This window comes from Bacteroides sp. NGMCC 1.200775 (assembly GCF_040798045.1).
GTDB classification, from domain to species: Bacteria; Bacteroidota; Bacteroidia; order Bacteroidales; family Bacteroidaceae; genus Bacteroides; species Bacteroides hominis.
Genome location: NZ_JASCQK010000004.1, coordinates 263,478 through 288,276, shown reverse-complemented (window position 1 = coordinate 288,276; position 24,799 = coordinate 263,478). Strand labels below are relative to the sequence as shown.

The window sequence follows — 24,799 nt, the reverse complement described above, 5'->3', positions numbered from 1 at the left end:
TAAATTAATTAGTCAATACGTATATCATTTAAACAATTCTTACAAATACCTTTATAATAGTAATGCATTTCACTTACTTCATGTCCATTCATTTGAAGTCCTTCTACTTGTTTCATTTCAACCTGGCACTTCAAATCATAAATACGTCCACAACGTTTACACAAAAAATGAGCGTGTTGTGAAGTATCTCCGTCAAAATTGGTATTCCGTTCGTCGATAGTAAGCATTTGTGCCGCTCCCTGTTCCGAAAACAGTCTAAGAGTATTATAAACCGTTGTCTTCGAAAGTGTTGGCATAGAGGGAGATAATGCAGTGTATATTTCATCAGCCGACGGATGTGTCCTATGTTCCATCAAATAGTTCATGATAGCAATACGCTGCATGGACGGTTTAATGTTATGCTCTAATAATCGGTTGTATGATTCCATCTTCTTCCTCTTTTACAAAATTGTATTCATTACAATTTTAAATCTGATGCAAAGATAAAGAGTTCTTTTATTTTCGCAAACAAAATACGGATATTTTTTTGATAAAATAGAAAAACGGCATACAAAATGACTTTTGCATGCCGTTTCTTATGACAATAATATGTACGTATTAAACTCCTTTGGGATTTTCACCATATTGGTTGCTGCCCGGCTGTCCATCCTGGATAGTCAGGAAGAGATACCAAAGGCTACCGATTACCGGCACAAAAGTGATAAACAACCACCATCCACTTTTACCGATATCGTGCATACGACGCACGCTAACAGCAATCATAGGCAGGAGCATAGCCAGATAATAAAGCCCTACAAATACACAAACTGTACCTAAAATGCCATCAATAATACCTGCAACAATAGCGAAAATAGCCATAAACAAGACAAACATCCAGTATTCACGTCTTCTGGCTCTTCCGTCAAAGTCTTTCCACTTCTTCAAAACATCAATGTACTCTTTCATTTTTCTAATTCTTTTAATAGTTAATAATTGTTGGTATTTTGTGTTTATTTCAATAAACCGCTGCAAATATAATAACTATTATTTGTATTTTTTATATTTTCTGCGTTTATTTTTAGCAAAAAATAAAAGGGGAAGATTGTTTCTTCCCCTATAGTACAATGTAAAAGCCCTGTATAAGCCAATCTACAATCCTCTGTTCCGTAACAAAGGTTCTATACCCGGTTCCTTTCCGCGAAAGTTCTTATACATATTCATAGCATCGTCAATTCCTCCCGGAGTGAGAATATAGCGACGGAATCTGGATGCTACTTCCTGATTAAAAAGATCTCCAGTCTCCCTATAGGCTTCAAAAGCATCACTATCAAGCACTTCAGCCCAAATATAGCTATAATAACCAGCCGTATATCCACTATTCATAATATGGTTAAAATAAGTAGTACGATAACGGGGAGGTATCTGATTCGGCAACCCTCGTTCTTTAAGTACAGTTGTTTCAAATTTAACGATATCCATATCTCCGGGAATTTCTTTGAGCACATGATAATCCATATCAAGCAAAGAAGCAGCAAGATATTCGGTCGTAGCAAATCCTTGTCCATACTTGCCACTCTTATCAAGTTTTTCAATCAAAGCAGAAGGAATCACCTCACCGGTCTGGTAATGTTTTGCATATACCTTCAGTACTTCCGGCTCAAATACCCAATGTTCCATAACTTGGGACGGTAGCTCTACAAAATCGCGCGGCACTCCGGATACTCCATAAAAACGTACATCTTTAAACAAATTGTGCAATGCATGCCCAAACTCGTGGAATAAAGTGCTGGCTTCATCTGCACTGAGCAAAGCAGGCTGACCCGAAGAGGGTTTGGTGAAGTTGCACACAATTGTTACTACCGGTGCCAAACGTTTGCCGTCACGATAGGTTTGAGAGCGGTAAGTCCCGCACCATGCACCTGCTCGCTTGCTTGAACGGGGAAAGAAATCCATATAAAGCACCCCCAGATGACTACCGTCCTTATCTTTGCACTCGAAAGCCTGTGCTTCTTCATGCGGTTTTGGTATGTCATTTATTTCGGAAAAAGTGATACCATAAAGTTTATTAGCCACATAGAAGGCGCCGTCACGAACATTATTCAATTCAAGATAGGGACGTATTTCATTTTCGTCCAGACTGAACTTTGCTTTCTTTGCTTTCTCAAAATAGTAGCGCCAGTCCCATCCTTCAGGGGTGAAGTTAGCTCCTTCTTTTTTAATTTCAGCCTGAATGTCAACTAACTCTTCCTTAGCTTTCGCAACTGCAGGAGTCCAGATCTGATTCAGTAAACGATACACATTCTCCTCGTTCTTCGCCATACGGTCTTCCAAAACATAAGAAGCATAATCGGCATATCCCATCAGTTTAGCTTTCTCCAGACGTAAAGTAACCAATTTCTTCACAATTTCATTATTGTCTGTCTCGTTACCATTATTGCCACGATTGATGTATCCCTTAAATATCTTTTCACGCAACTCACGATTATCTGCATATTGCAAAAAAGGCATCACACTCGGATTGTGTAAAGTAAAAAGCCACTCTCCTTCCAGCCCCTCTGACTTAGCTGCTTCGGCTGCAGATGCCACGAGACTTTCCGGCAATCCGGCAAGGTCCTCTTCCTTATCTATAACCAACCGGAAAGCATTGGTTTCTTTCAGCAGATTCTGCCCAAAAGTCAACTGCAACATTGAAATCTCGCTATTCAACTGGCGCAACTTTGCCTGGTCAACAGAATCGAGATTAGCACCTCCACGAACAAATTTCTTGTAAGTCTCTTCCAGTAATTTATTCTGTTCTTTATCTAAACCCAATTGCTCGCGTCGTTCATAAACCTCTTTCACACGAGCAAACAGAGCAGGGTTCAGACTAATATCATCACGGTGTGCCGAAAGCAATGGGGTAAGCTCTTTGTTTAGGGTCTGCATTTCATCGTTCGTATTACAACTGTTCAACCCATAAAATACTGTATTCACCTTATTTAATAACTCTCCACTCTGATCGAATGCAGCAATAGTATTATCAAAATCCGGAACCGAACGTTGATTTACAATAGCATCGATTTCTTTTTTCTGCTCTTCCATCCCTTTCAGGAAAGCCTCTTTGTAATGCTCTACTTTGATCCGGTCGAACGGTGGAACATTAAAAGGAGTTGAATACTCAGCCAGAAAAGGGTTTCCGGCATCGGTGGCTGCTTTCTGTGCACTTGTGCCGCAAGCAGTCATCACGGCAGCCATTCCGGCAGCCATAAGCATCTTCTTCATGTTTTTGTGCGATTTAATATTATAATGTATCAATTCAAATTTGACAAAAATACAAAGATTCGATTAAAATGCCTACTTTTGCCGGTAGAAATGATAAACCCTGATAGAAAATGAACTACGGATTCGTAAAAGTTGCGGCGGCTGTTCCCCGCGTAAAGGTTGCAGATTGCAAATTTAATTCAGAAAGACTGGAGGGTCTTATTGCCATTGCCGAAGGCAAAGGGGTGCAGATCCTTACTTTTCCCGAAATGTGTATTACCGGATATACCTGCGGAGATTTGTTCGCCCAGCAACTTCTGCTTGAACAAGCAGAAATGGCGTTAATGCAGATTCTGAACAATACCCGCCAGTTGGACATCATTTCTATATTGGGTATGCCGGTAGTAGTCAATTCCACGATTATCAATGCCGCAGTCGCTATCCAAAAAGGCAAAATACTGGGAGTAGTACCTAAAACCTATCTACCTAATTATAAAGAGTTTTATGAACAGCGTTGGTTTACATCTGCTTTGCAGGTCTCGGAAACCAGTGTACGTTTGTGTGGACAAATTGTTCCGATGGGCAACAACCTGTTGTTTGAAACAGCAGAAACAACTTTTGGAATAGAAATATGCGAAGACCTTTGGTCTACGGTTCCTCCAAGTTCTTCACTGGCGCTGCAAGGGGCTGAAATCATTTTTAATCTTTCTGCCGACGATGAAGGGATCGGCAAGCATAGCTATCTTTGTTCTCTGATCAGCCAGCAATCCGCACGGTGCCTCTCCGGTTATGTTTTTTCATCCAGTGGTTTCGGCGAATCAACGACGGATGTGGTTTTTGCAGGAAACGGACTCATATACGAAAACGGTGGCCTGCTTGCACGAAGTGAACGGTTCTGCCTGGAAGAGCAATTAGTTATCAGCGAAATAGATGTAGAATGTATCCGTGCCGAACGCCGTATTAATACAACTTTTGCTGCCAACAAAGCCAATTGCCCGGGTAAAGAAGCAATCAGAGTCTCTACGGAATATACCAACAGTAAAGATCTGAATCTTACCCGTACATTCAACCCACACCCTTTTGTTCCACAAGGAGCTGAACTCAACAATCGTTGCGAAGAAATCTTCTCCATACAGGTCGCCGGACTGGCACAACGCTTAGTACACACAGGAGCCAAAACAGCTGTAGTGGGAATTTCCGGAGGGCTCGACTCTACACTGGCATTATTAGTATGCGTCAAAACATTCGACAAGCTGGGATTATCCCGTAAAGACATTTTAGGTATAACCATGCCGGGGTTCGGAACGACCGACCGCACTTATCATAACGCCATCGCTTTGATGAACTCGTTAGGGATTTCGATTCGCGAAATCAGTATTAGGGAAGCATGTATCCAGCACTTCAAAGACATCGGACATGACCTCAACGTACATGATGTAACATACGAAAACTCACAAGCGCGCGAACGCACGCAAATCCTGATGGATGTAGCCAACCAAATCTGTGGATTAGTAATCGGGACGGGTGATCTCTCTGAACTTGCATTGGGATGGGCCACATACAACGGTGACCACATGTCGATGTATGGCGTCAATGCAAGCATACCCAAGACACTGGTACAACATCTTGTACAATGGGTAGCTGAAAATGAAGTCGACGGGGAATCTAAAATAACCCTGCTGGACATTGTAGACACTCCTATCAGTCCTGAACTGATACCGGCAGATGAGAATGGAGAAATCAAACAAAAAACGGAAGATCTGGTAGGTCCTTATGAACTCCACGACTTTTTCCTGTACTATTTCCTGCGATTCGGCTTCCGCCCGTCGAAAATATACTTTCTGGCACAAACCGTATTCAACGGAATATACGATGCTGAAACCATAAAAAAATGGCTGCAAACCTTTTTCCGCCGGTTCTTCAATCAACAATTCAAACGTTCGTGTCTGCCCGATGGTCCAAAGGTAGGAAGTGTCTCCATCAGTCCGAGAGGTGACTGGCGTATGCCAAGCGATGCCAGTTCGGCTGCATGGTTGAAAGAAGTATCCGAATTGTAACAATGACGATACCTCTTTTTAATATGATGTCGCGACCTTTGCAACGTCATATTAAAAAGAGGTAAAGTTATGAAAAGACAATTTATTTTAGCATTTGTACTATTTGTATCCAGTATTGCCCTGAACGCTGCAAATTCAGTGCCGGATGATGACAAATCCGACAACAAGAATAAAGCGGAAGTAAGCTCAGTCGTAAAAACAACATGGGAGTTCTATTCTGCCATTAAACAGCCATCGGCAGAAGCACTGGCCAATGTAACTAATTACAAATTCGGACAAGAAGCCGGTTATCTCTATAACCAGTTCATGAATATCTATGTGGTAAGGGAAGAAGTAGTTCCGGGTGATCCCACCCGTCGTACCGTCATTCGGAAACCTACTATCTACAATGCCGTACGTTCTATCGAAAAACAACTGAACAGAGAACTCAAAAGTAACAAAATGGGGCAGGAACAAGTAACTGCCGAATTTACAAATGTACTCAAAATAGCCATCTCTGCTTTCGACTCTGAAACCGAATCATTCGAAGACGCTTTACAACAAAATCGCAAAAATGCAGCCGCCCTTCTTTCCGTTTTCCAAAACGTAAAACTAACCGATATTTAAACTTTTTCAATAGGTAAACTTATACTTGTAGCAAGCCTCGGACAATGGTAAATCTCTTGTCCCGGCATCTGCTATGCCCAAACACTAAATTAGTACATAACTTATGAACAGTAAATTTTATCTGTTTCTTTGTTGTATGTTTTTGTGCACATCACTTGCTTTTGCACAGACAATCAAAGTAACAGGAACAGTAACAGACAAAATGGGACCGGTAATCGGTGCCACAATCATGGTAAAAAACTCAACGAACGGTACGGTCACCGACATAGACGGACATTACCGTCTCGAGGCCTCCATAGGTGATATCCTGACTTTCTCTTTCGTCGGATACAATACGGTAGAAAAAGAAGTGAAAAGCAATAATCCTATGATCAACGTTGAACTGACAGACGATGTACAGGCTATAGATGAAGTAGTAGTAACTGCTATCGGTATCAAACAACAAAAGAAAAAGATCGGTTACACCACCCAGCAAATCAACAGTGACGTGTTGAATGCAACTCCCAGCCTGAATGTCGGTTCTGCACTTTCCGGGCAAGTAGCCGGCTTATTGGTAGCCAATCCGACCGGTATTTTTCAGGCACCAAGTTTCAAATTACGCGGTAATACTCCTTTGATTGTATTAGACGGTGTTCCGGTAGAAACGGACTTTTTCGATATATCGAGTGAAAACATCGAAAGTGTCAACGTGTTGAAAGGTACAGCAGCTTCGGCGTTATATGGTTCACGCGGAAAAAACGGAGCTATCTTAATTACCAGCAAAACAGCCAAGAAAGAAGGGTTGGAAATCAACTTCTCCACCAACAATATGATTACTGCCGGTTTTGCCGTATTACCCGAAACACAGCATCAATATGGTAGTGGTTCGAACGGCAAATACGAATTTTGGGACGGTGCCGACGGTGGTATCTCAGATGGTGATATGACATGGGGTCCCAAACTAAACGTCGGGACCAAAGTAGCCCAATGGAACAGCCCCATCCGAGACAAAGTGACCGGGAAAGAAATTCCTTGGTGGGGAGATGTGAAAGGGACTCAATATGATGACAAATCACGCTACGAACGAGTTCCTATCGACTGGGTATCTCATGATAACCTGAAAGACTTCCTGCAAACAGGATTAGTAACCAACAACAACATCTCTATCGCCTATAAAGGAGAGAAAGCACGCTACTTTGTAACCGGACAGTATGCTTATCAAAAAGGACAGGTACCCTCTACACAAATGCACAGCGGAGGGGTCAACTTCAACTCCACTTTCGATCTTGCTCAAAACCTGCAACTTGACGCCAATCTGGCGTATAACAAGGTGGTTTCTCCAAGCTATCCACGCTATGGATACGGACCTAAAAACCATATGTACACCATTGTTGTATGGATGGGAGACGATGTGAACGGTAAAGAACTCCGTAAACATAAATATGTTCCGGGACAGGAGGGATATCGCCAGGCCAGCTATAACTACGCATGGTACAACAACCCTTATTTTGCCGCCGAAGAGCTTCAGCAGTCGGAAAACCGTGATGTAGTGAACGGTCAGCTACGTCTCAATTATCAACTCCTGCCCAACCTGAACATTCAGGGACGCGCAGCCTTACGTCAGAAGACAATTCTACAGGAAATGAAAGTTCCCAAAACTTACATGAACTATGGTGACTCACGTGAAGGCGACTACAAAGTCTGGAATGACCACCAGACCAATGTGGATGCTGATGTACTGGCTACCTATACACAAGACCTTACTCCCGATATTCTTTTTACACTGAATGCGGGTAGCTCTGTATTTTACCGAAATTACCGTCAAGAGTACCAGTCTACCGACGGTTTGATCGTTCCTTTCGTATACAGTATCAAAAACACCCAAGGACCATCCATTACCGATGCCAACCGGAACGAGAAATCCATCCGCAGTATTTATGGCTCTGTCAACCTCGACCTTTATAAATATGCTTACCTGACCCTGACGGGACGTAATGACTGGTCATCCACTCTCGCAAAAGGCAGCAATTCTTACTTTTATCCTTCCGTAGCAATCAGTACAATGGTGTCTGAATATGTCAAACTACCTACATTCATGGATTATCTTAAAATGTATGGCTCATGGGCAGTCGTTTCTACCGACTTGTCTCCATACCAGATTATATCTACCTACACTAAAGATACCAACTATGGTTCAAACCCGTCTATCTCCTATCCCTCGTCTCTGGTGAACTATTACATCAAACCCCAGAAAACGACCTCTTGGGAAGCAGGTTTATCAACTTCTTTTTTCCGGAACCGTCTCTCCTTCGACCTGACATATTATCACACGATTGACGAGAACCAGATCATCGACCTAAACATATCGAATGCTTCGGGTTTCACCAGCCGTAAAGTGAACGGTAATCAATATACCACTAACGGATGGGAAATCATGGCAAACGTACAGGCAATCCAAAATAGAGATTTCCAATGGGAATTTGCCCTGAACTGGAGCAAAAGCGTAAAGAAGCTGACAGAAATATATGGTGGACAAAAAAAATTCGGTGACTTGAAAGTAGGCGACCGTGCCGACGCATTCTACGGTTCACAATGGCAAAAAAGTGCTGATGGAGAACTGATTCTCGATGAAAATGGCATGCCGACCAAAGACGCCTACAAGCAATATCTGGGACATCTGGACCCCAACTTCCGTATGGGTATGCAGAATACGTTCCGTTATAAAGACTTCACCCTGTCTGTCGATCTGGATGGTGCGTACAAAGGAGTCATCTATTCCGTACTGAGCGAAAAGTTATGGTGGGGTGGTAAACATCCGGAGTCTGTTGAATACAGAGATGCACAATACGCAGCCGGACATCCGGTATATGTGCCCAACGGTGTAGTGGTAACCGGAGGTGAACTGAAACGTGACATTGACGGAAATGTCATCTCGGATACCCGTACATACAGACGTAATACAACAGCCGTCGATTGGCAGCAATGGTGTCAGAATTACCCTTATCAGGCTTATGTGTCATCCAAAGAAAATGCGAAGTTTGCCAATGTATTCGACCGTAGTTACATTAAATTGCGCCGGGTAGCCCTGACCTACAACTTCACTAAATTACTTTCAAAACAAAGTCCCGTGAAAGGACTGACTGCCACAGTCTTCGGCAACAATCTTGCTGTATGGAAGAAAGTTCCTTTCGTCGATCCTGACTATACGGGAGACAGCAATGACGGAGGGGCCAACGATCCTACTGCACGCTATATCGGTATGGGAGTCAACATAAAATTCTAAACATGTTATGAAACCAATAAGAATTTATAAAATGAAAAAGATATTATTATTTATGGCATCCATATGGATGTGCGTATCCTGCGGAAACCTGGAAAAGATGAATATAGATCCGGACAACGCCACTCAAACCCATCCCAAACTTTTGCTGACACAAATCAGTATGAATGCATTCAAAAGAGGAACCGACGGAATGTATGCCACTAAAAAAGTGATTCAAACTGACGGGGAAAGTGCCGACCAATACTACAAATGGACACGGGGAAGCTTTGGCTACTACGATAACCTGAGAAATGTACAAAAAATGGGTGAAGAAGCCGAACGTGTGAACGCTCCGGTATATACGGCGCTTACCAAATTCTTCCGTGCCTATTACTTCTACGAACTGACCTTACGCTTTGGGGACATTCCTTACAGCCAAGCCTTAAAAGGAGAAAAAGAAGAGATCTATACTCCTGAATACGATACTCAGGAAGATGTTTTCACAGGCATCCTTCAAGAGCTGAAAGAGGCAGATGAAATACTGGCAAATGACGCCTCTGTAATTGATGGTGATATTATTTACAATGGTAATGGCAATCAATGGAGAAAGCTGATCAACTCTTTCCGGTTGAAAGTACTGATGACTCTTTCGAACCATACGACTGTGGGGAATCTTAATATTGCCTCCGAATTCAAGGCCATTGCAACAGGCAGCCCACTAATGGAAAGCCTGACCGACAACGGGCAGCTGGTTTATCTGGATCAACAAGGGAATCGATACCCTCAGTTTAACGCACAATGGTCCGGCTATTACATGGATGATACTTTTATCCAACGAATGCGTGAACGTCGGGATCCACGGCTTTTTATCTTCAGCGCACAAACCAATAAAGGAAAGACTGAAGGAAAGGCCATCGACGATTTCAGCTCTTACGAAGGAGGTGACCCGGCAGCTCCTTACAGTGATGCTATCATTAAAGTAAGTGAAGGAACCATATCACCTATCAATGACCGTTTCCGCACAGACCCTATTGTAGAACCAACCATGTTAATGGGGTATGCAGAACTGCAACAGATTCTCGCCGAAGCTGTCGTACGAGGATGGATCAATGGCAATGCGCAAACATATTATGAGAATGGTATCCGTGCCTCTTTCTCCTTTTATGAAACACATGCCAAAGCCTACGCCTCTTATCTCAATGCCGATGCGGTCAACCGATACTTACAGGAACCTTTGGTCGCCTTCGGCAAAGCTGCCAACGTAGACGAACAGATAGAGCGCATCATTATGCAAAAATACCTTGTAACCTTCTATCAAGGCAACTGGGATTCTTTCTACGAACAATTGCGCACCGGTTACCCGGACTTCCGCCGGCCTGCCGGAACAGAGATCCCCAAACGTTGGATGTATCCGCAAGGTGAGTACGACAACAATGGAGCTAACGTAGAAGCGGCCATCACACGGCAGTTTGGTACAGGAAATGATAAAATCAATCAAACCACCTGGTGGCAAAAAAAAGACTAACCCAAATTCAAAAAAGTTATAACAATGAAAAAAATAATTCTAAGCAGTGCACTGCTACTGGCAAGCTTATGTGGACAGGCACAACAGGCTCCAGAAAAAATAAACTTCAATAAGAACGGAGAATTCAAGATTGCACAGTTTACCGATATGCACCTGGGACATGACCAGGAAAAAAACATGATTGTAGCAGACATGATAAAAGAAGTACTTGACTCTGAAAAGCCGGATCTTGTGGTTTTCACAGGAGACATTACCACGATGGACGAGGTCAGCCAGGCATGGGAAGCCATAGCCGGCGAACTCGCCACTCGCCGGCTCCCCTGGACTGCCGTCTTGGGTAACCACGATGATGAATATGCAGTAAAACGGGACGAGATTATACGTATCATCCAGCAACAACCTTATTGTATGATAAAAAACATCGCTGAAGGTATTAAGGGAGAAGGTAATCACATTATCCCAATCTATGGTTCGGCAGATAACAAAAAAGTAGCTGCACTGCTCTACTGTCTGGACACGAATGCCTACTCAAAACTCAAAACAGTGAAAGGATACGATTGGATCGGACAATCACAAATCAACTGGTATACCCGTGAAAGCCAAAAATATACCGAGCAGAACGGAGGACAACCTCTGCCCGCATTAGCTTTCCTCCATATTCCATTGCCGGAATATACTCAGGCATGGGAGTCATTTGATACCAAACGATACGGCGACCGCAACGAGAAAGAATGCAGCCCAAACATAAATAGCGGAATGTTTACCCAGATGCTGGAATGCGGTGATGTGATGGGAATTTTTGCCGGTCATGACCATGTGAACGACTACATCGCTACACTTTACAATATCGCTTTGGGATACGGACGCGCTTCGGGCGGTAAAAACACTTATGGTGACAAAACACCCGGCAGCCGTATGATCGTTCTTAAAGAAGGTAAACGGGAATTCGACACTTGGCTTCGTGAGAAAGAAAATACGGAAAAGCTAAATGTCTGCACCTATCCGGACTCGTTCGTGAAAAAGAAATAGAGATCCTTCTTTTTCAGCTTACGCAAAACGTTCTATAAGGAAAGTTACAGAGTTATTATCCCCCTTTTATAATAAACGTGCATTGATTATAAAAGGGGGATTTATATGTCAAAAAGCAAAGGTAATCCTTGATTCTTTACAGTACCCCTTTACTGGATGGCAATTCAAAATGATAAATATCCCGTTTCAATGCCATTTTCAGTGCACGGGCCAAAGCTTTGAAAATGCCTTCTATCTTATGATGTTCATTCTGTCCCTCGGCTTTGACATTCAAATTCATCTTGGCGGCATCGCTCAACGACTTAAAAAAGTGTAGAAACATCTCAGTGGGCATCTCTCCTATTTTTTCACGTTTGAATTCGGCATCCCATACTAACCAAGGACGACCTCCGAAATCAAGGCATACCTGGCAAAGGCAATCATCCATGGGTAAAGCATAGCCATAACGTTCAATTCCACGTTTACTGCCCAGCGCCTGATAAATACAATCGCCCAAAGCTATGGCCGTATCCTCTATGGTATGATGCTCGTCTACCTCCAGATCACCCTTCACCCGAATGCTCAGATCCATGCCGGAGTGCTTACCGATCTGCTCAAGCATGTGGTCGAAAAAGCCCAATCCGGTAGAAATTTCACAGGCACCATTACCATCCAAGTTGAGAGCTACCCAAATATCCGTTTCCTTTGTCGTACGATGCACTTCTGCTTTTCGTTCTCCTGCAAAAAGAAATTCAGTTATCCGGTCCCAGTCTGTAGTAGCAAGGACACAGTAGGATTCTAACCCCTTTTCTTTCAATAAGTCAGTGTTCTCCTGAAGATAGATAGCACGGCAACCTAAATTTTTGGCAAGTTCGACATCTGTCGGACGGTCACCTATGACAAAACTGCCTTCCAGATCATATTCCGGATTAGAAATGTATTTAGTCAGCATACCGGTACGCGGCTTCCTCGTAGGTGCATGATCTGCCGGCATACTACGGTCTATCAATATATCATCGAACGTAATACCTTCTCCCTCTAAAGTTTTCAGCATCAGATTGTGGGCCGGCCAGAATGTCTCCTCCGGAAAAGAAGCAGTACCCAGTCCATCTTGGTTGGTCACCATAACAAACTCAAAGTCGAGTTTACTATGGATAAAGCCCAGATTACGAAAGACTTTAGGATAAAACTCAAGCTTCTCCAAAGAATCGAGTTGATAGTCGATGGGAGGTTCGATGACAAGGGTGCCATCACGGTCTATAAACAGTACTTTTTTTTTCATTTTTCCTATTGATATTTTTTCAGTGCTCCAATCAGTCTGGCATTCTCAGCCCGTGTACCTACAGTTACACGAAGGCAATTACCACACAATGAAATGGAATTTCTGTTACGTACAATAATTCCCTCTCCCACCAGGTAGTTATAAATTTTCACCGCATCGGTTACACGCGCCAGGAAAAAATTCGCATTCGACGGAAACACCTGTAACACGCAAGGCAGCTCAATAAAAGCTTCTTCCAGATATCCCCTCTCCTCTTTCAACGTTTTTACCCAACGTTCTATCTCGTAATATTTGTGAAGCATCTCTATAGCTTGCTGCTGGGTCAACTGATTCACATTATACGGATATTTAATTTTGTTCAGGATTGCGATAATCCCTTCGGAAGCAAAGGCCATTCCCAAACGAATGGCTGCGCACCCAAATGCCTTGGAAAAGGTCTGTAAGACAACCAGATTCGGATATTTATCCAACTCGGATAGGAATGACGGTTGGTCAGAGAAGTCATTGTAAGCTTCATCCAAAATAACCAATCCTTCGAATCCGCCAATGACCTTTACTATCTCAGAACGAAGCAGATCGTTTCCCGTGGGATTATTAGGAGAACAAATAAAAATCATCTTTGTCCGTTCATCCGCCGCCGCCAACAACTCTTCAGCCGAAAACTGGAAATCATCGTGGAGTAACACTTTGCGATATTCCACATCATTGACATCGGCACAAACCTGATACATGCCGTATGTAGGATCAATGGCTACTACGTTATCTTCACCCGGTTCACAGAAAGCACGGAATACCAGGTCGATAGCTTCATCACTGCCATTCCCGAGAAATATATGGGCGGGAGGTACTTTTTTGATTTTGGATAACTCCGATTTCAGATCCCGCTGCATCGGATCGGGATAACGATTGTGCGGTAAGTTATAGGGATTCTCGTTAGCATCCAAAAAGACGGATGCAGCCGCTCCGTTATATTCGTCACGAGCCGAAGAATAAGGTTTTAGCCTCCAGATATTCGACCGGGTTAATTCTTGCAATGTTCTCATTTTCTTATCTCCTTTAATCTAACGGTTACTGCATTTTTGTGTGCATCCAAATGTTCATTTGCAGCCATTACTTCGATAGCCGGACCAATAGCAGCCATTCCAGCAGGAAGTATCTCCTGAAAGGTAATTTTACGGATGAAACTGTCGAGACTTACCCCACTATAAGCTTTGGCATAACCATTCGTTGGCAGGGTATGATTAGTTCCCGAAGCATAATCACCTGCACTTTCGGGAGAGAAGGCTCCCAGAAATACAGAACCGGCATTAATGATCCGTCCGGATACTTCCATGTAATTCTTAGTCTCAATAATCAGATGTTCTGGCGCATAAGCATTAGTCAATTCCAGCGCCTCATCCATATCCTTCACTAATATCAACTTACTGTTGGCCAAAGATTTCTCGGCAATGTCGCGGCGGTTCAGATAGCCCAACTGTCGCTCAACTTCATATACGACTTCCGTTTGCAATTTTTCAGACGTCGTAATCAACACAGCCTGACTATCCACTCCATGTTCCGCCTGAGACAGAAGATCAGCGGCAACAAACACTGGATTAGCAGATTCGTCAGCCAGCACTTCTACTTCTGAAGGTCCGGCCGGCATATCAATGGCTACATCCCTCAAGCTGACAAGTTGTTTGGCTGCTGTAACATACTGGTTTCCCGGACCAAATATCTTATAAACCTTAGGAATACTCTCTGTTCCGTATGCCATGGAAGCAATAGCCTGTACTCCACCCGCCTTAAATATTTTGCTGACTCCGGCCAGATGGGCAGCAAAAAGGATTGCCGGATGCACTTTCCCATTTTTGTCAGGTGGTGTGCAAAGTACGATCTCTTTGCAGCCGGCAATCTTGGCAGGAATTGCAAGCATAAGCACGGTAGAGAATAAAGGGGCCGTTCCTCCGGGGACATATAAGCCGACCTTTTCAATGGCTACTGCCTTCTGCCAACAAGTAACCCCTTCCATAGTATCTACCTTTTTTCCCTCAAAACGCTGTGCAGCATGGAAAGCTTCAATATTGCGTTTAGCCAGATAAATGGCAGCTTTCAATTCTATAGGAACCTCTTTTTCAGCTTCTTCAATCTCTTCGAGTGTAACGGCCAGTGAAGTGAGTTCGGCTTTATCAAACATAGCTTCATACTCCATCACCGTCCGGTCTCCACCAACTCTTACACGATTAATAATATCACGTACAGTATCAAAAAGGCTTTCTGTGTTGAGTACGGGCCGCTTCAGAATTTCATCCCACTGCGATCTATCGGGGTATTTAATCAGTTTCATTATTTTTTTAATTAAAAGTTCAACAAACAGACTCGCTTAAATAATCATCTTTTCAATAGGCAATACTAAAATTCCCTCCGCTCCCAGTGCTTTCAGTTTACCTATAATCTCCCAAAATCGTTTTTCATCAAGTACTGTATGCACAGAGCACCAGCCTTCCTGTGCCAATGGCATTACGGTGGGACTCTTCATCCCCGGCAATACGGCAATAATATCGTCCAGCTTATCTTTAGGTGCATTCATCAATACATATTTTTTATCTTCAGCTGTTTTCACGGCATCCATACGGAAAAGCAATTCGTCCAATACCTCTTTCTTCTCTTTACTCATATTCTTATTGCCTATCAGCAGAGCTTCCGACTTCATCACGACCTCCACTTCTTTCAGACGATTGCTGACCAACGTAGAACCGGAACTGACAATATCAAAAATGGCATCCGCCAGTCCGATGCCTGGAGCAACCTCTACAGATCCGGTAATGACATGAACCTCGGCTTTAACTCCATTACTTTTCATGAAATTATCCAGAATTCCCGGATATGAAGTAGCAATTTTCTTTCCATTAAACCAACTTAGACCGGGATATTCAATATCTTTGGGCATAGCCAGAGATAAACGACATTTGCTGAATCCAAGACGCTTAATAATTTCTGCGTCTTCTTGTTTTTCTACGAATTCATTTTCTCCCACTATACCAAGATCAGCAACTCCCGTAGCCACAGATTGTGGAATATCGTCATCACGGAGGAAAAGCACCTCAATTGGAAAATTGGACGACTGTACGAGTAAAGTACGTTTAGTTGTGCTCAGTTTGATGTCTGATTCTTCAAGAAGGGCCATAGTTTCTTCAAAAAGGCGCCCCTTGGCTTGTACTGCGATTCTTAACATAATTACAATATCTTAATTTACAATTTAAATTCAATATCCGGAAAATAAAAAAGGCCCACCTTATCGGTAAGCCTCGTATTCTATCATATATATACACAATATCATCCTGCCCACCGAGTTATTCGATCGAGTAATGATGATGGCGATGTGTAATAGTAATGTTCATATCTTCATTCTTTATGCGACAAAAATAAACTATTAGTTCCGAATCACCAAACAATTATCAGAAAAACTTCCGTTTTTCTTTCAAATCAAAGGGAGTATCTCTTCATCTTCTACTCCACATGATAAAAAGTGCATCTCTTCTTTAGCTTTTTCCTTCGGAAAAGTGAAATAAGTGCAGATCGCTTCCGTACACAATTCTCCATTTTTGTTATAAAGACGTGCCTCTATCAGTACAATATTGCGTTTCACCTCTTTAATATGTGCCTTGAGTACTACATGCGAATCATTAGTATTGATCGACTTACGATAGCGAGTTTCCATTTTCGATGTCACTCCTGTCGTCTGTAACTTCCGGAGAACCACCCAGGCACAGATTTCATCGAGAAGTACCGCCTGAATGCCTCCATGCAACGTATCAATCCATCCTTGGTATTCGGGACGCGGACGCCAGATACTTATCACTTCATCATCCTCTTCATAAAATTCCATTTTCACACCGGCTTCATTGTTGGGAGCACAACCAAAGCAATTATATCCTTCCATTCCCTTCCAAGGATTAATAATCTTTTTCATACTTTCCTATTTTAAATTGCTCAAAGATATAAATCTTTTTGTAAAATGCACAATTCTCGCTACCAGAACTTTATCTATCATTCATTTGTTATACGAATATTCTATTGAAGAAAGGAAAAATATGAAAACAGTAGTAGACAAAGCCTCCTCCAGAGGTTATTTCAATCATGGCTGGCTTAAAACCTACCATACATTTAGCTTTGCAAACTATTACAACCCATCGAGAATGCATTTTGGCGCATTGAGGGTGCTGAATGATGACAGTGTAGCTCCATCAATGGGATTTGATACACATCCTCACCAGAATATGGAAGTGATTTCTATTCCCTTGAAAGGTTATCTGAGACATGGTGACAGTGTAAAAAACACCCAAACCATCACTCCCGGCGATATCCAAGTAATGAGTACGGGTAAAGGTATCTTTCACAGCGAATATAATGGCAGCGATAAAGAACAGTTAGAATTCCTACAAATATGGATATTTCCGAGAATCGAGAATACAGAACCGGAATATAACAACTACGATATCCGCCCCTTACTGAAAAGAAACGAACCGGTCTTGATTATCTCGCCTGACGGTAAGGTACCTGCTTCCATCAAACAAGATGCCTGGTTTTCCATGGGAACATTTGATGCCGGAAAAAGCTTTGAATACAAATTGCACCAAGAAGGCAACGGAGTTTATATCTTCATCATCGAAGGGGATGTGAAGGTTGCAGATAATCTGTTATCAAAGCGTGACGGTATCGGACTCTGGGATACGAAGAACTTTAAAGTGGAGGTAATCCAAGAAGCAACTTTATTGTTAATGGAAGTACCAATGCGATAAAGCAATAATAAAACATAAGAAAGGCTACCCCGCTTTATGCGAAGGCAGCCTTTCTTTTCATTTATTGAACACACTATTTATTTTTCTTTCCGGTAGTTCTCAAGTCCGGTCTGCAAGAAGTCTATATACTTGGATATATCTTCATCATAAGCATATGACTTGTTCAGCGGCTTACCTTCATTATCAATCAGAACATAAAAAGGCTGGGCATTGGCACCAAATTTCACACGCTGCAGATAACTCCACTTATCACCTACCGTACGCAGAGTACGTTCTGTTCCATTCTCTGTAATCTTCACCGGTTCGGTAAGTGGAGTCTTGTTATCAACATAAAGGGTAATCAATACATAATCATTATTGATAATGCTACTTACCTTCGGATCAGTCCATACGGCAAGCTCCATCTTACGACAGTTCACACAACCATATCCTGTAAAATCGAGCATCACCGGTTTGTTATGCTGGCGGGCATATTCCATACCCAAGTCATAATCGTCGAACTTAGCATGTACCTCATTGGTATAAAGATTAAAGTCCTGAGTCTTCATAGGTGGTGCAAACGCACTGACAGCCTTCAAAGGTGCTCCCCACAGGCCCGGAATCATATAAATGGCAAAAGCCAAAGAGATCAGTGCCATGAAAAAACGAGGAACGCTCACTTTCGTATCATCGTCATCGTGTGGAAACTTGATCTTGCCTAACAGATAAAAACCAAGCAAAGCAAAAATCACAATCCACAAAGCAAGGAAAGTTTCACGATCCAGAATTCTCCATCCATATGCCAAATCGGCAACAGACAGGAATTTTAGAGCAAAAGCCAATTCCAAAAAGCCCAATGTTACTTTAATCACATTCATCCAGCCTCCTGACTTAGGCATTGATTTCAGCCAAGACGGGAATAAGGCGAATAAAGTGAACGGCAGAGCCAGCGCAATGGCAAAACCGAGCATACCAATCGCAGGAGCAACTACGCTGCCGGTAGTAGAAACCTGTACTAACAGGAATCCGATAATAGGGCCTGTACAAGAGAAAGATACAAGCGATAATGTAAATGCCATCAAGAAAATACTCAGTAATCCGCTGGTAGCTTCTGCTTTACTATCTACAGCCGTACTCCATTTTGCAGGAAGTGTCAGTTCGAAAGCTCCAAAGAAAGAGGCGGCAAATACGATCAACATCAGACAGAACAGAATATTGAAGACCGCATTGGTAGAAAGAGCATTCAACGCACTGGCACCGAATATCAAAGTAATGGCAAGTCCCAATGCCACATAGATCACAACGATAGATGCACCATAAGTCCATGCATCACGGATACCTTTCTTTTTATCTTTGCTCCTTTTTAAAAAGAAGCTTACCGTCATCGGTATAATAGGCCATACACAAGGAGTAAACAAGGCCAGCAAACCTCCCAGGAATCCTGTAATAAAGATATAGATCCAAGACATATCTTCCTGAGAATTTGCTTCTCCGAACTTCTTCAAATCATTAATAACCGGCTTCCATAAATCAATGCTGCCTACAGCAGAAGTTACAGCAGTAGCTACCGGTTCTATAATACTATCAGAAACTGATGCGACAGGCTCTTCAACCGGTGCTGCAGGAGTCTCTTTTACCGAAGCTGCAGAAGTCGCAACCGCCTTACCCGAAAGTTTGAAAGGGACTTGTGTAGGAGGCAGGCAATTCTCATCGTTACAAGCTCCGTACTCCAGATAACCTTCAATCGAATAATCACTGCCGGTAAACTTTATCTTTTGTACGAACTGGGCCGTCTTTTCAAAATAACGCACTTTCATTTCGAACAGTTTGTCAAAGCTCGAAACTTCTTTTCCCCTCGGGGCCAATTTACCAACCACTTCGGCACCTGATATCTTCTCTACATTAAAAGTTGCAGAGATAGGGCCGCCATCACCCAGATCGGTAGAATATACGTGCCAACCGGCATCAATCGTACCAGTAAAAACGATTTCCGCTTCAGCTCCCGACAGGGTTTTCAGCTCTGTTTTAAACTTTACAGGCTCTTGTATCTGCGCCTGTGCCGTAAACACAACCAGCAGTAAAAGCAGAAAAGAGGATAATTTCTTCATTCTTTAAATTGTTTATGATGTTTCTAAAAATATAACAGCTATCCAAATTTCCGGGTTTGAGTTTTCGGCAAATCTTAAATAGCTATCATTTTTTATAACTAAAATTCATAATCTACACACGCCCGGCTCTCTTTCGTTTCCGCCAGAATTTTACCGGCAGCCACATGTTCGGGATGGGTAGCGTAGAACTTTACATCATCCAGATTATCAAATTCACTATACAACGCAATATTCCAGGTTTCCCCCGGGTTCATATTCAGCCCGACCTCAATCTTACGGATCACAGAGATTTTAGCAGGCAATGCTTCGATAGCCTCTTTAAAACTATTCATCACAACGAGTTTCTTTTCTACAGAAACATCGTCTCTTAACTTAAATAATACAATGTGTTTTACCATTACGTTGTTATTTTAATTATTTGTTTTTATATTTGTCAGCCAAAGTTGTTTTTTACAGTTGCAAAATTACTCTATTTGTTTCAAATATACACTATAAAAGGATGTTAATAATAGGAATAGCAGGCGGAACAGGCTCAGGAAAGACCACCGTCGTACGGAAAATCATTGAGAGTCTGCCGGCTGGCGAAGTAGTATTACTGCCACAGGATTCATACTATAAAGACAGCAGTCATGTGCCGGTGGAGGAACGGCAAAACATCAATTTTGATCATCCGGACGCTTTTGAGTGGAGCCTTTTGTCTAAACATGTTTCCATGCTGAAAGAAGGCAAGTGCATTGAGCAGCCCACCTATTCCTATCTGACCTGTACCCGTCAGCCCGAAACAATACATATTAAGCCACGTGAAGTTGTCATTATCGAAGGTATCCTGGCCCTATGCGACAAAAAACTGCGTAATATGATGGACCTGAAAATATTCGTCGATGCCGATCCGGATGAACGGCTGATACGCGTCATCCAACGTGATGTAGTGGAACGGGGCCGTACGGCAGAAGCTGTAATGGAGCGATACACACGCGTCCTGAAACCCATGCATTTGCAGTTCATCGAACCTTGTAAGCGTTATGCCGACCTGATTGTCCCTGAAGGGGGAAGCAATCAAGTAGCTATCGATATATTGACCATGTACATCAAAAAACACATCGGTTAGTCATGAAACGGCACCTCGTAGTTTACTCTCTCTTTTTCCTGCTCTTCTGTATACTGTCCTGCCGTAATAAGCAGGTAATCATTACAGAAGATACTTCTGCACACGATCTGGAGCAAATCAAAGATAGTGGCGAACTCGTCGTTCTCACTCTTTACAGTTCAACATCTTATTTCATTTACCGTGGGCAAGACATGGGTTTCCAGTATGAGCTCAGTGAACAATTCGCTAAAAATTTAGGCGTAAAATTACGCATAGAGGTTGCCAAGAATGTACCGGAATTAATCCGGAAATTGCTGAATGGTGAAGGAGATCTTATTGCATATAATATTCCAATTACCAAAGAATTAAAAGACAGTCTGATTTATTGCGGTGAAGAAGTGATCACCCACCAGGTGATTGTTCAGCGAAACACCGGAAAAATAAAACCACTGAAGGATGTAACCGAATTGATCGGCAAAGATATATACGTGAAACCTGGCAAATATTACGAGCGGTTGGTCAATCTGGATAAAGAGCTTGGCGGAGGTATTCATATTCATAAAGTAACCAATGACAGCATTACCGCTGAAGATCTGATAACTCAGGTTGCACAAGGTAAAATCCCCTATACAGTTGCGGATAATGATGTAGCCAAACTGAATGCTACTTATTATCCCAATCTGAATACCGGCCTTTCTATCAGTTTTGACCAACGGGCTGCATGGGCAGTGCGTAAAGATTGCCCGCAACTGGCAGAAGCAGCAAACAAATGGCATAAAGAAAATATGACCTCACCTGCGTATACAGCCAGTATGAAAAGATATTTCGAAATCAGCAAAGCAGTGCCCCACTCTCCCATCTTGTCCTTAAAAGAAGGCAAAATCTCTCACTACGATAACTTATTCAAAAAATACGCCAAAGAGATTGGCTGGGACTGGCGCCTGCTGGCATCTTTAGCTTATACAGAATCCAATTTCGATACTACTGCCGTATCATGGGCGGGAGCAAAGGGATTGATGCAATTAATGCCTGCTACTGCACGTGCAATGGGAGTCCCACCGGGAAAAGAACAAAATCCGGAAGAAAGTATCAAAGCTGCCGTAAAATATATTGCAGCCACAGACCGTAGTCTGAGTATAGTTCCGGATAAACAGGAGCGGATTAAATTTATCCTCGCTTCATATAATGCCGGATTGGGACATATTTTTGACGCTATTGCACTGGCAGATAAATATGGCAAAAATAAAACGGTATGGACCGATAATGTAGAAAATTACATCCTACTGAAAAGCAATGAAGAGTACTTCACCGATCCGGTGTGTAAAAACGGATATTTTCGTGGAATAGAAACATATAATTTTGTGAGAGATATCAATTCGAGGTACGAATCGTACAAGAAAAAAATAAAAAGCTGAAATGCTTCTAAAGTCTGCAATCAAAAAAATTGCAGACTCTTGACAACGCATTTTTATTTTTTTCCTTTTCCTGTCAGCAAACTTATAATGATAACAGCTGCCACTGACAATGGTAATGCAAACAATATAGGATCTATCATCGGAAAAGGATAGGTTTCAATCAACACATCCTTACCGAAAAGCCATCTGCATACCCCCATAGCTGCCGCTTCTTTCTGATGAAGAAAGGCTAAAGCAAATAAACTTCCTATAGTTCCTATCCAAAGGCTTGCCATCACTCCCTGCCGAGTAGCGCGTTTCCAATATAAGGCACAAAAATATGCAGGAAGGAAAGCTGCTGCACAGATACCCATAAAAATAGAAGTTCCACGGGCAATAATATCATTGGGCAACATATAACAAATGATATAACTCACTAATATTGAGAACAGCACTCCCAGACGAATTACATTAGTCAGTTTGCCACGTGAACGAGGCTTGTAAGTACCATAAATATCAGAACCGACCGAGGCACCCATCGTATGGAACTGTGAACTCAGTGTAGACATACTGGCAGAAAGAATGCAAAGCATGAAAAGTGCGGCAAACCAGTCCGGCATTGCTTTATTTATAAAGTATGGAATAATTTTATCCATATCTTTGACTGCTTCTGTAGCCACTACACCTTCGGTTTTAAGAAAGAAAAGATTACTTAGTGCCCCTGCATGATAAATAGCACCTACGGTGATAATCAGGAAAAAACATCCGATAAAGACTCCCCGGTTCAGTTGTTTACTACTCTCTACAGTCATAAAACGAACCACCAGTTGAGGTTGAGCAAGACAACCGATCCCAACTCCCAGAATCAAAGAAGTGACCAATGTATACCATTGAGGTGAACCGGTAACAGGCATGGCAGTCCATCCCTGATGTCCTAACGCCTTGAATTTCTCCGGAACCAAAGGAGCAATATCTGTCAGCGCCTGATTAGCTTCCGTAAAGCCCATATCCAGTACCCGATACAATGAAAAAAGCAAGAACAGCATACAGCCAAACATAATAACCGCCTGCAAAGCATCCGTATACATCACACCCTTCATTCCTCCAGCTATCACATAGGCCGCTATTACCAGGGTGAATATCAAAAGCGAGACATTAAAATCAATCTGAAAAATCTGTTCGATAAAAACTGCTCCTCCCTTCATTACCACTGCCGCATACAAAGGCATTCCAAGAAAAATAACTGCGGCCACAAACACCTGTATCCCCCGTGAACGATAATGCCTGCCCAACAATTGTGGAAATGTACTGACATTCAGTCTGGCTCCCATCCTGCGTGTCCGGAGGCCGAAAAAGATAAACGCAATCACCACCCCGATAAACATATTCAGAAAACAAAGCCACTGAATACCCATACCGAAGGCAGCAGCCACTCCACCAAAACCGACAATGGCAGAAGCAGATATGAAAGTAGCACCATAAGAAAGTGCCATGACAAATGGATTCATCTGTCGCCCCCCTACCAGATAATCACTGGCGGAAGTTGTCTTTTTATAACCTAAAAAACCAAGATAAGCCAATGATAGCAGATAAGCTATCACAATCAGTCCAAGTGTAAATGTATTCATCGTGTTTTATCTTTTTCGTCGTCTTTATTCCAATATTTAAGACCAAACCAGGCAGCAAAAAGCACACATACTACCGAAAGCAGATATGGCAAAATGATAAGAGAGTCGCTTATTCCAAACATTCTTGTATTAGATTTCGATTAATATTGGTGCAAATGTAAGGAATTTATTGAAATGGAGAAACAAAATGCAGAATTTATAAAAAAGAAAAGGAACAAAAATAAAAAAGCCGCCTCTTTTTATCAGGGCAGCTTTCAGAAAAATCAATTTACGGTTTAATATTTCTCGTAATGAACCTTCTTCTCATCGTATTTCTGCTTAGGTTCCTGCAGAGCAGCCGGATACCCGAAAGGAATCACACATAAGGGCACTATGTTTCCCGGAAGCTCCATATACTTGCGGACAACCCGGATGCGGTCTTCATAAGGATAAGCAGCTGTCCATACTGCACCCAATCCCTGAGCCTCAGCAGCTAACAGAATATTCTGCGCAGCAGCCGAACAATCCAGATACCAATAAGAAGAACGGGCTACATCACCACATACAACAATGGCATAACGAGCCTGAGTCAACATCTTTGCATAAGGCAATGCAGAAGCCATAGAATCGAGAGCAACCCGATCAGTGACCAGCACAAACTCCCAGGGACGAAGGTCTTTTCCTGACGGAGCAGCCATACCGGCACGTAACATCAAGTCTATTTTCTCTTTCTCTACTTCCTTATCCAGATAAGTACGTACACTCTTACGCGCAAAAATATTATTCAAAGCAGCATTGGATGCTGACGGGACTTCTTTTGGGGAAGAAGATGAACAAGCAGTGAATGAAATCATCCAAAGCAATCCAATCGCCCATGCATAAATCACTTTCTTTGTTCCCATAGA

At 42.4% G+C, this 24,799-nt stretch carries 21 protein-coding genes; 8 read left to right on the top strand and 13 right to left on the bottom strand.

All coding sequences use genetic code 11. The features are described from left to right. Positions 1-8: 8 nt before the first annotated feature. From QK890_RS12935 to QK890_RS12925, 3 genes are all read right to left on the bottom strand, one after another. On the bottom strand, positions 9-428 hold the full coding sequence (locus QK890_RS12935; protein WP_005780312.1) for a Fur family transcriptional regulator: 420 nt from the start codon (positions 426-428) through the stop codon (positions 9-11). 169 nt (positions 429-597) lie between these two features. Continuing rightward, positions 598-945 carry a DUF805 domain-containing protein gene (locus QK890_RS12930; protein ID WP_005780313.1) on the bottom strand — a complete coding sequence of 116 codons (348 nt, stop codon included), beginning with the start codon at positions 943-945 and terminating at the stop codon, positions 598-600. A gap of 183 nt (positions 946-1,128) precedes the next feature. Continuing rightward, positions 1,129-3,240 carry a M3 family metallopeptidase gene (locus tag QK890_RS12925; RefSeq protein ID WP_234212355.1) on the bottom strand — a complete coding sequence of 704 codons (2,112 nt, stop codon included), beginning with the start codon at positions 3,238-3,240 and terminating at the stop codon, positions 1,129-1,131. Between the two features lie 110 nt (positions 3,241-3,350). Here QK890_RS12925 and QK890_RS12920 point away from each other — a divergent pair, with 110 nt between their 5' ends. From QK890_RS12920 to QK890_RS12900, 5 genes are all read left to right on the top strand, one after another. Next, positions 3,351-5,276, top strand: coding sequence for an NAD(+) synthase (locus QK890_RS12920; RefSeq protein ID WP_005780316.1), 1,926 nt, complete (start codon positions 3,351-3,353; stop codon positions 5,274-5,276). A gap of 69 nt (positions 5,277-5,345) precedes the next feature. Further along, a complete protein-coding gene (locus tag QK890_RS12915) occupies positions 5,346-5,882 on the top strand; it encodes a hypothetical protein (RefSeq protein WP_005780318.1) in 537 nt (178 codons plus the stop codon). 103 nt (positions 5,883-5,985) lie between these two features. After that, entirely contained in the window at positions 5,986-9,144 is a 3,159-nt protein-coding gene (locus tag QK890_RS12910; protein WP_250713983.1) for a SusC/RagA family TonB-linked outer membrane protein, read from the top strand. Between the two features lie 31 nt (positions 9,145-9,175). Continuing rightward, complete coding sequence (locus QK890_RS12905; RefSeq protein WP_250711651.1) at positions 9,176-10,648, top strand: SusD/RagB family nutrient-binding outer membrane lipoprotein; 1,473 nt, start codon at positions 9,176-9,178, stop codon at positions 10,646-10,648. Between the two features lie 24 nt (positions 10,649-10,672). Continuing rightward, on the top strand, positions 10,673-11,677 hold the full coding sequence (locus QK890_RS12900) for a metallophosphoesterase family protein (protein ID WP_044301964.1): 1,005 nt from the start codon (positions 10,673-10,675) through the stop codon (positions 11,675-11,677). Between the two features lie 136 nt (positions 11,678-11,813). Here QK890_RS12900 and hisB read toward each other — a convergent pair whose 3' ends face one another. The 5 genes from hisB to QK890_RS12875 form a co-directional block, all read right to left on the bottom strand. Next, positions 11,814-12,938, bottom strand: a complete 1,125-nt coding sequence (hisB, locus tag QK890_RS12895) for a bifunctional histidinol-phosphatase/imidazoleglycerol-phosphate dehydratase HisB (protein ID WP_044301965.1) — start codon at positions 12,936-12,938, stop codon at positions 11,814-11,816. Between the two features lie 5 nt (positions 12,939-12,943). Continuing rightward, complete coding sequence (hisC, locus tag QK890_RS12890; RefSeq protein WP_005780328.1) at positions 12,944-13,981, bottom strand: histidinol-phosphate transaminase; 1,038 nt, start codon at positions 13,979-13,981, stop codon at positions 12,944-12,946. Continuing rightward, on the bottom strand, positions 13,978-15,264 hold the full coding sequence (gene hisD, locus QK890_RS12885; protein ID WP_367627376.1) for a histidinol dehydrogenase: 1,287 nt from the start codon (positions 15,262-15,264) through the stop codon (positions 13,978-13,980). Before hisD ends, hisC begins: the two co-directional genes overlap by 4 nt. Positions 15,265-15,300: 36 nt before the next feature. Next, a complete protein-coding gene (hisG, locus tag QK890_RS12880; RefSeq protein ID WP_005807457.1) occupies positions 15,301-16,152 on the bottom strand; it encodes an ATP phosphoribosyltransferase in 852 nt (283 codons plus the stop codon). Between the two features lie 246 nt (positions 16,153-16,398). Then, complete coding sequence (locus tag QK890_RS12875; protein WP_005780335.1) at positions 16,399-16,890, bottom strand: PaaI family thioesterase; 492 nt, start codon at positions 16,888-16,890, stop codon at positions 16,399-16,401. 121 nt (positions 16,891-17,011) lie between these two features. On the opposite strand from QK890_RS12875, the gene QK890_RS12870 reads away from it, so the two are divergent. After that, positions 17,012-17,719: a pirin family protein gene (locus tag QK890_RS12870; protein ID WP_005780336.1), complete on the top strand. Its 708-nt coding sequence runs from the start codon at positions 17,012-17,014 to the stop codon at positions 17,717-17,719. Between the two features lie 77 nt (positions 17,720-17,796). Here the strand turns inward: QK890_RS12870 and QK890_RS12865 are convergent, their stop codons facing one another. Then, on the bottom strand, positions 17,797-19,806 hold the full coding sequence (locus tag QK890_RS12865) for a cytochrome c biogenesis protein CcdA (protein ID WP_005807459.1): 2,010 nt from the start codon (positions 19,804-19,806) through the stop codon (positions 17,797-17,799). A gap of 98 nt (positions 19,807-19,904) precedes the next feature. After that, complete coding sequence (locus tag QK890_RS12860) at positions 19,905-20,204, bottom strand: Dabb family protein (RefSeq protein WP_005780342.1); 300 nt, start codon at positions 20,202-20,204, stop codon at positions 19,905-19,907. 101 nt (positions 20,205-20,305) lie between these two features. Between QK890_RS12860 and udk the strand changes: the two genes are divergently transcribed. Next, the gene (gene udk, locus QK890_RS12855; RefSeq protein ID WP_005807461.1) at positions 20,306-20,914 is read left to right on the top strand and encodes a uridine kinase; all 609 of its coding nucleotides are present in this window, start codon (positions 20,306-20,308) and stop codon (positions 20,912-20,914) included. A 2-nt stretch (positions 20,915-20,916) separates the two neighbouring features. Beyond that, complete coding sequence (locus tag QK890_RS12850; RefSeq protein WP_367627375.1) at positions 20,917-22,308, top strand: transporter substrate-binding domain-containing protein; 1,392 nt, start codon at positions 20,917-20,919, stop codon at positions 22,306-22,308. Positions 22,309-22,361: 53 nt separating this feature from the next. Here the strand turns inward: QK890_RS12850 and QK890_RS12845 are convergent, their stop codons facing one another. The 3 genes from QK890_RS12845 to QK890_RS12835 form a co-directional block, all read right to left on the bottom strand. Beyond that, positions 22,362-23,915 (bottom strand): sodium:solute symporter, encoded by a 1,554-nt coding sequence (locus QK890_RS12845; RefSeq protein WP_005780348.1) that lies wholly within the window; start codon positions 23,913-23,915, stop codon positions 22,362-22,364. Then, the gene (locus tag QK890_RS12840) at positions 23,912-24,037 is read right to left on the bottom strand and encodes a symporter small accessory protein (RefSeq protein ID WP_005780350.1); all 126 of its coding nucleotides are present in this window, start codon (positions 24,035-24,037) and stop codon (positions 23,912-23,914) included. The genes QK890_RS12845 and QK890_RS12840 overlap by 4 nt, the downstream gene beginning before the upstream one ends. 153 nt (positions 24,038-24,190) lie before the next feature. Next, positions 24,191-24,796 (bottom strand): nitroreductase family protein, encoded by a 606-nt coding sequence (locus QK890_RS12835; RefSeq protein ID WP_367627374.1) that lies wholly within the window; start codon positions 24,794-24,796, stop codon positions 24,191-24,193. Positions 24,797-24,799 lie beyond the last annotated feature (3 nt).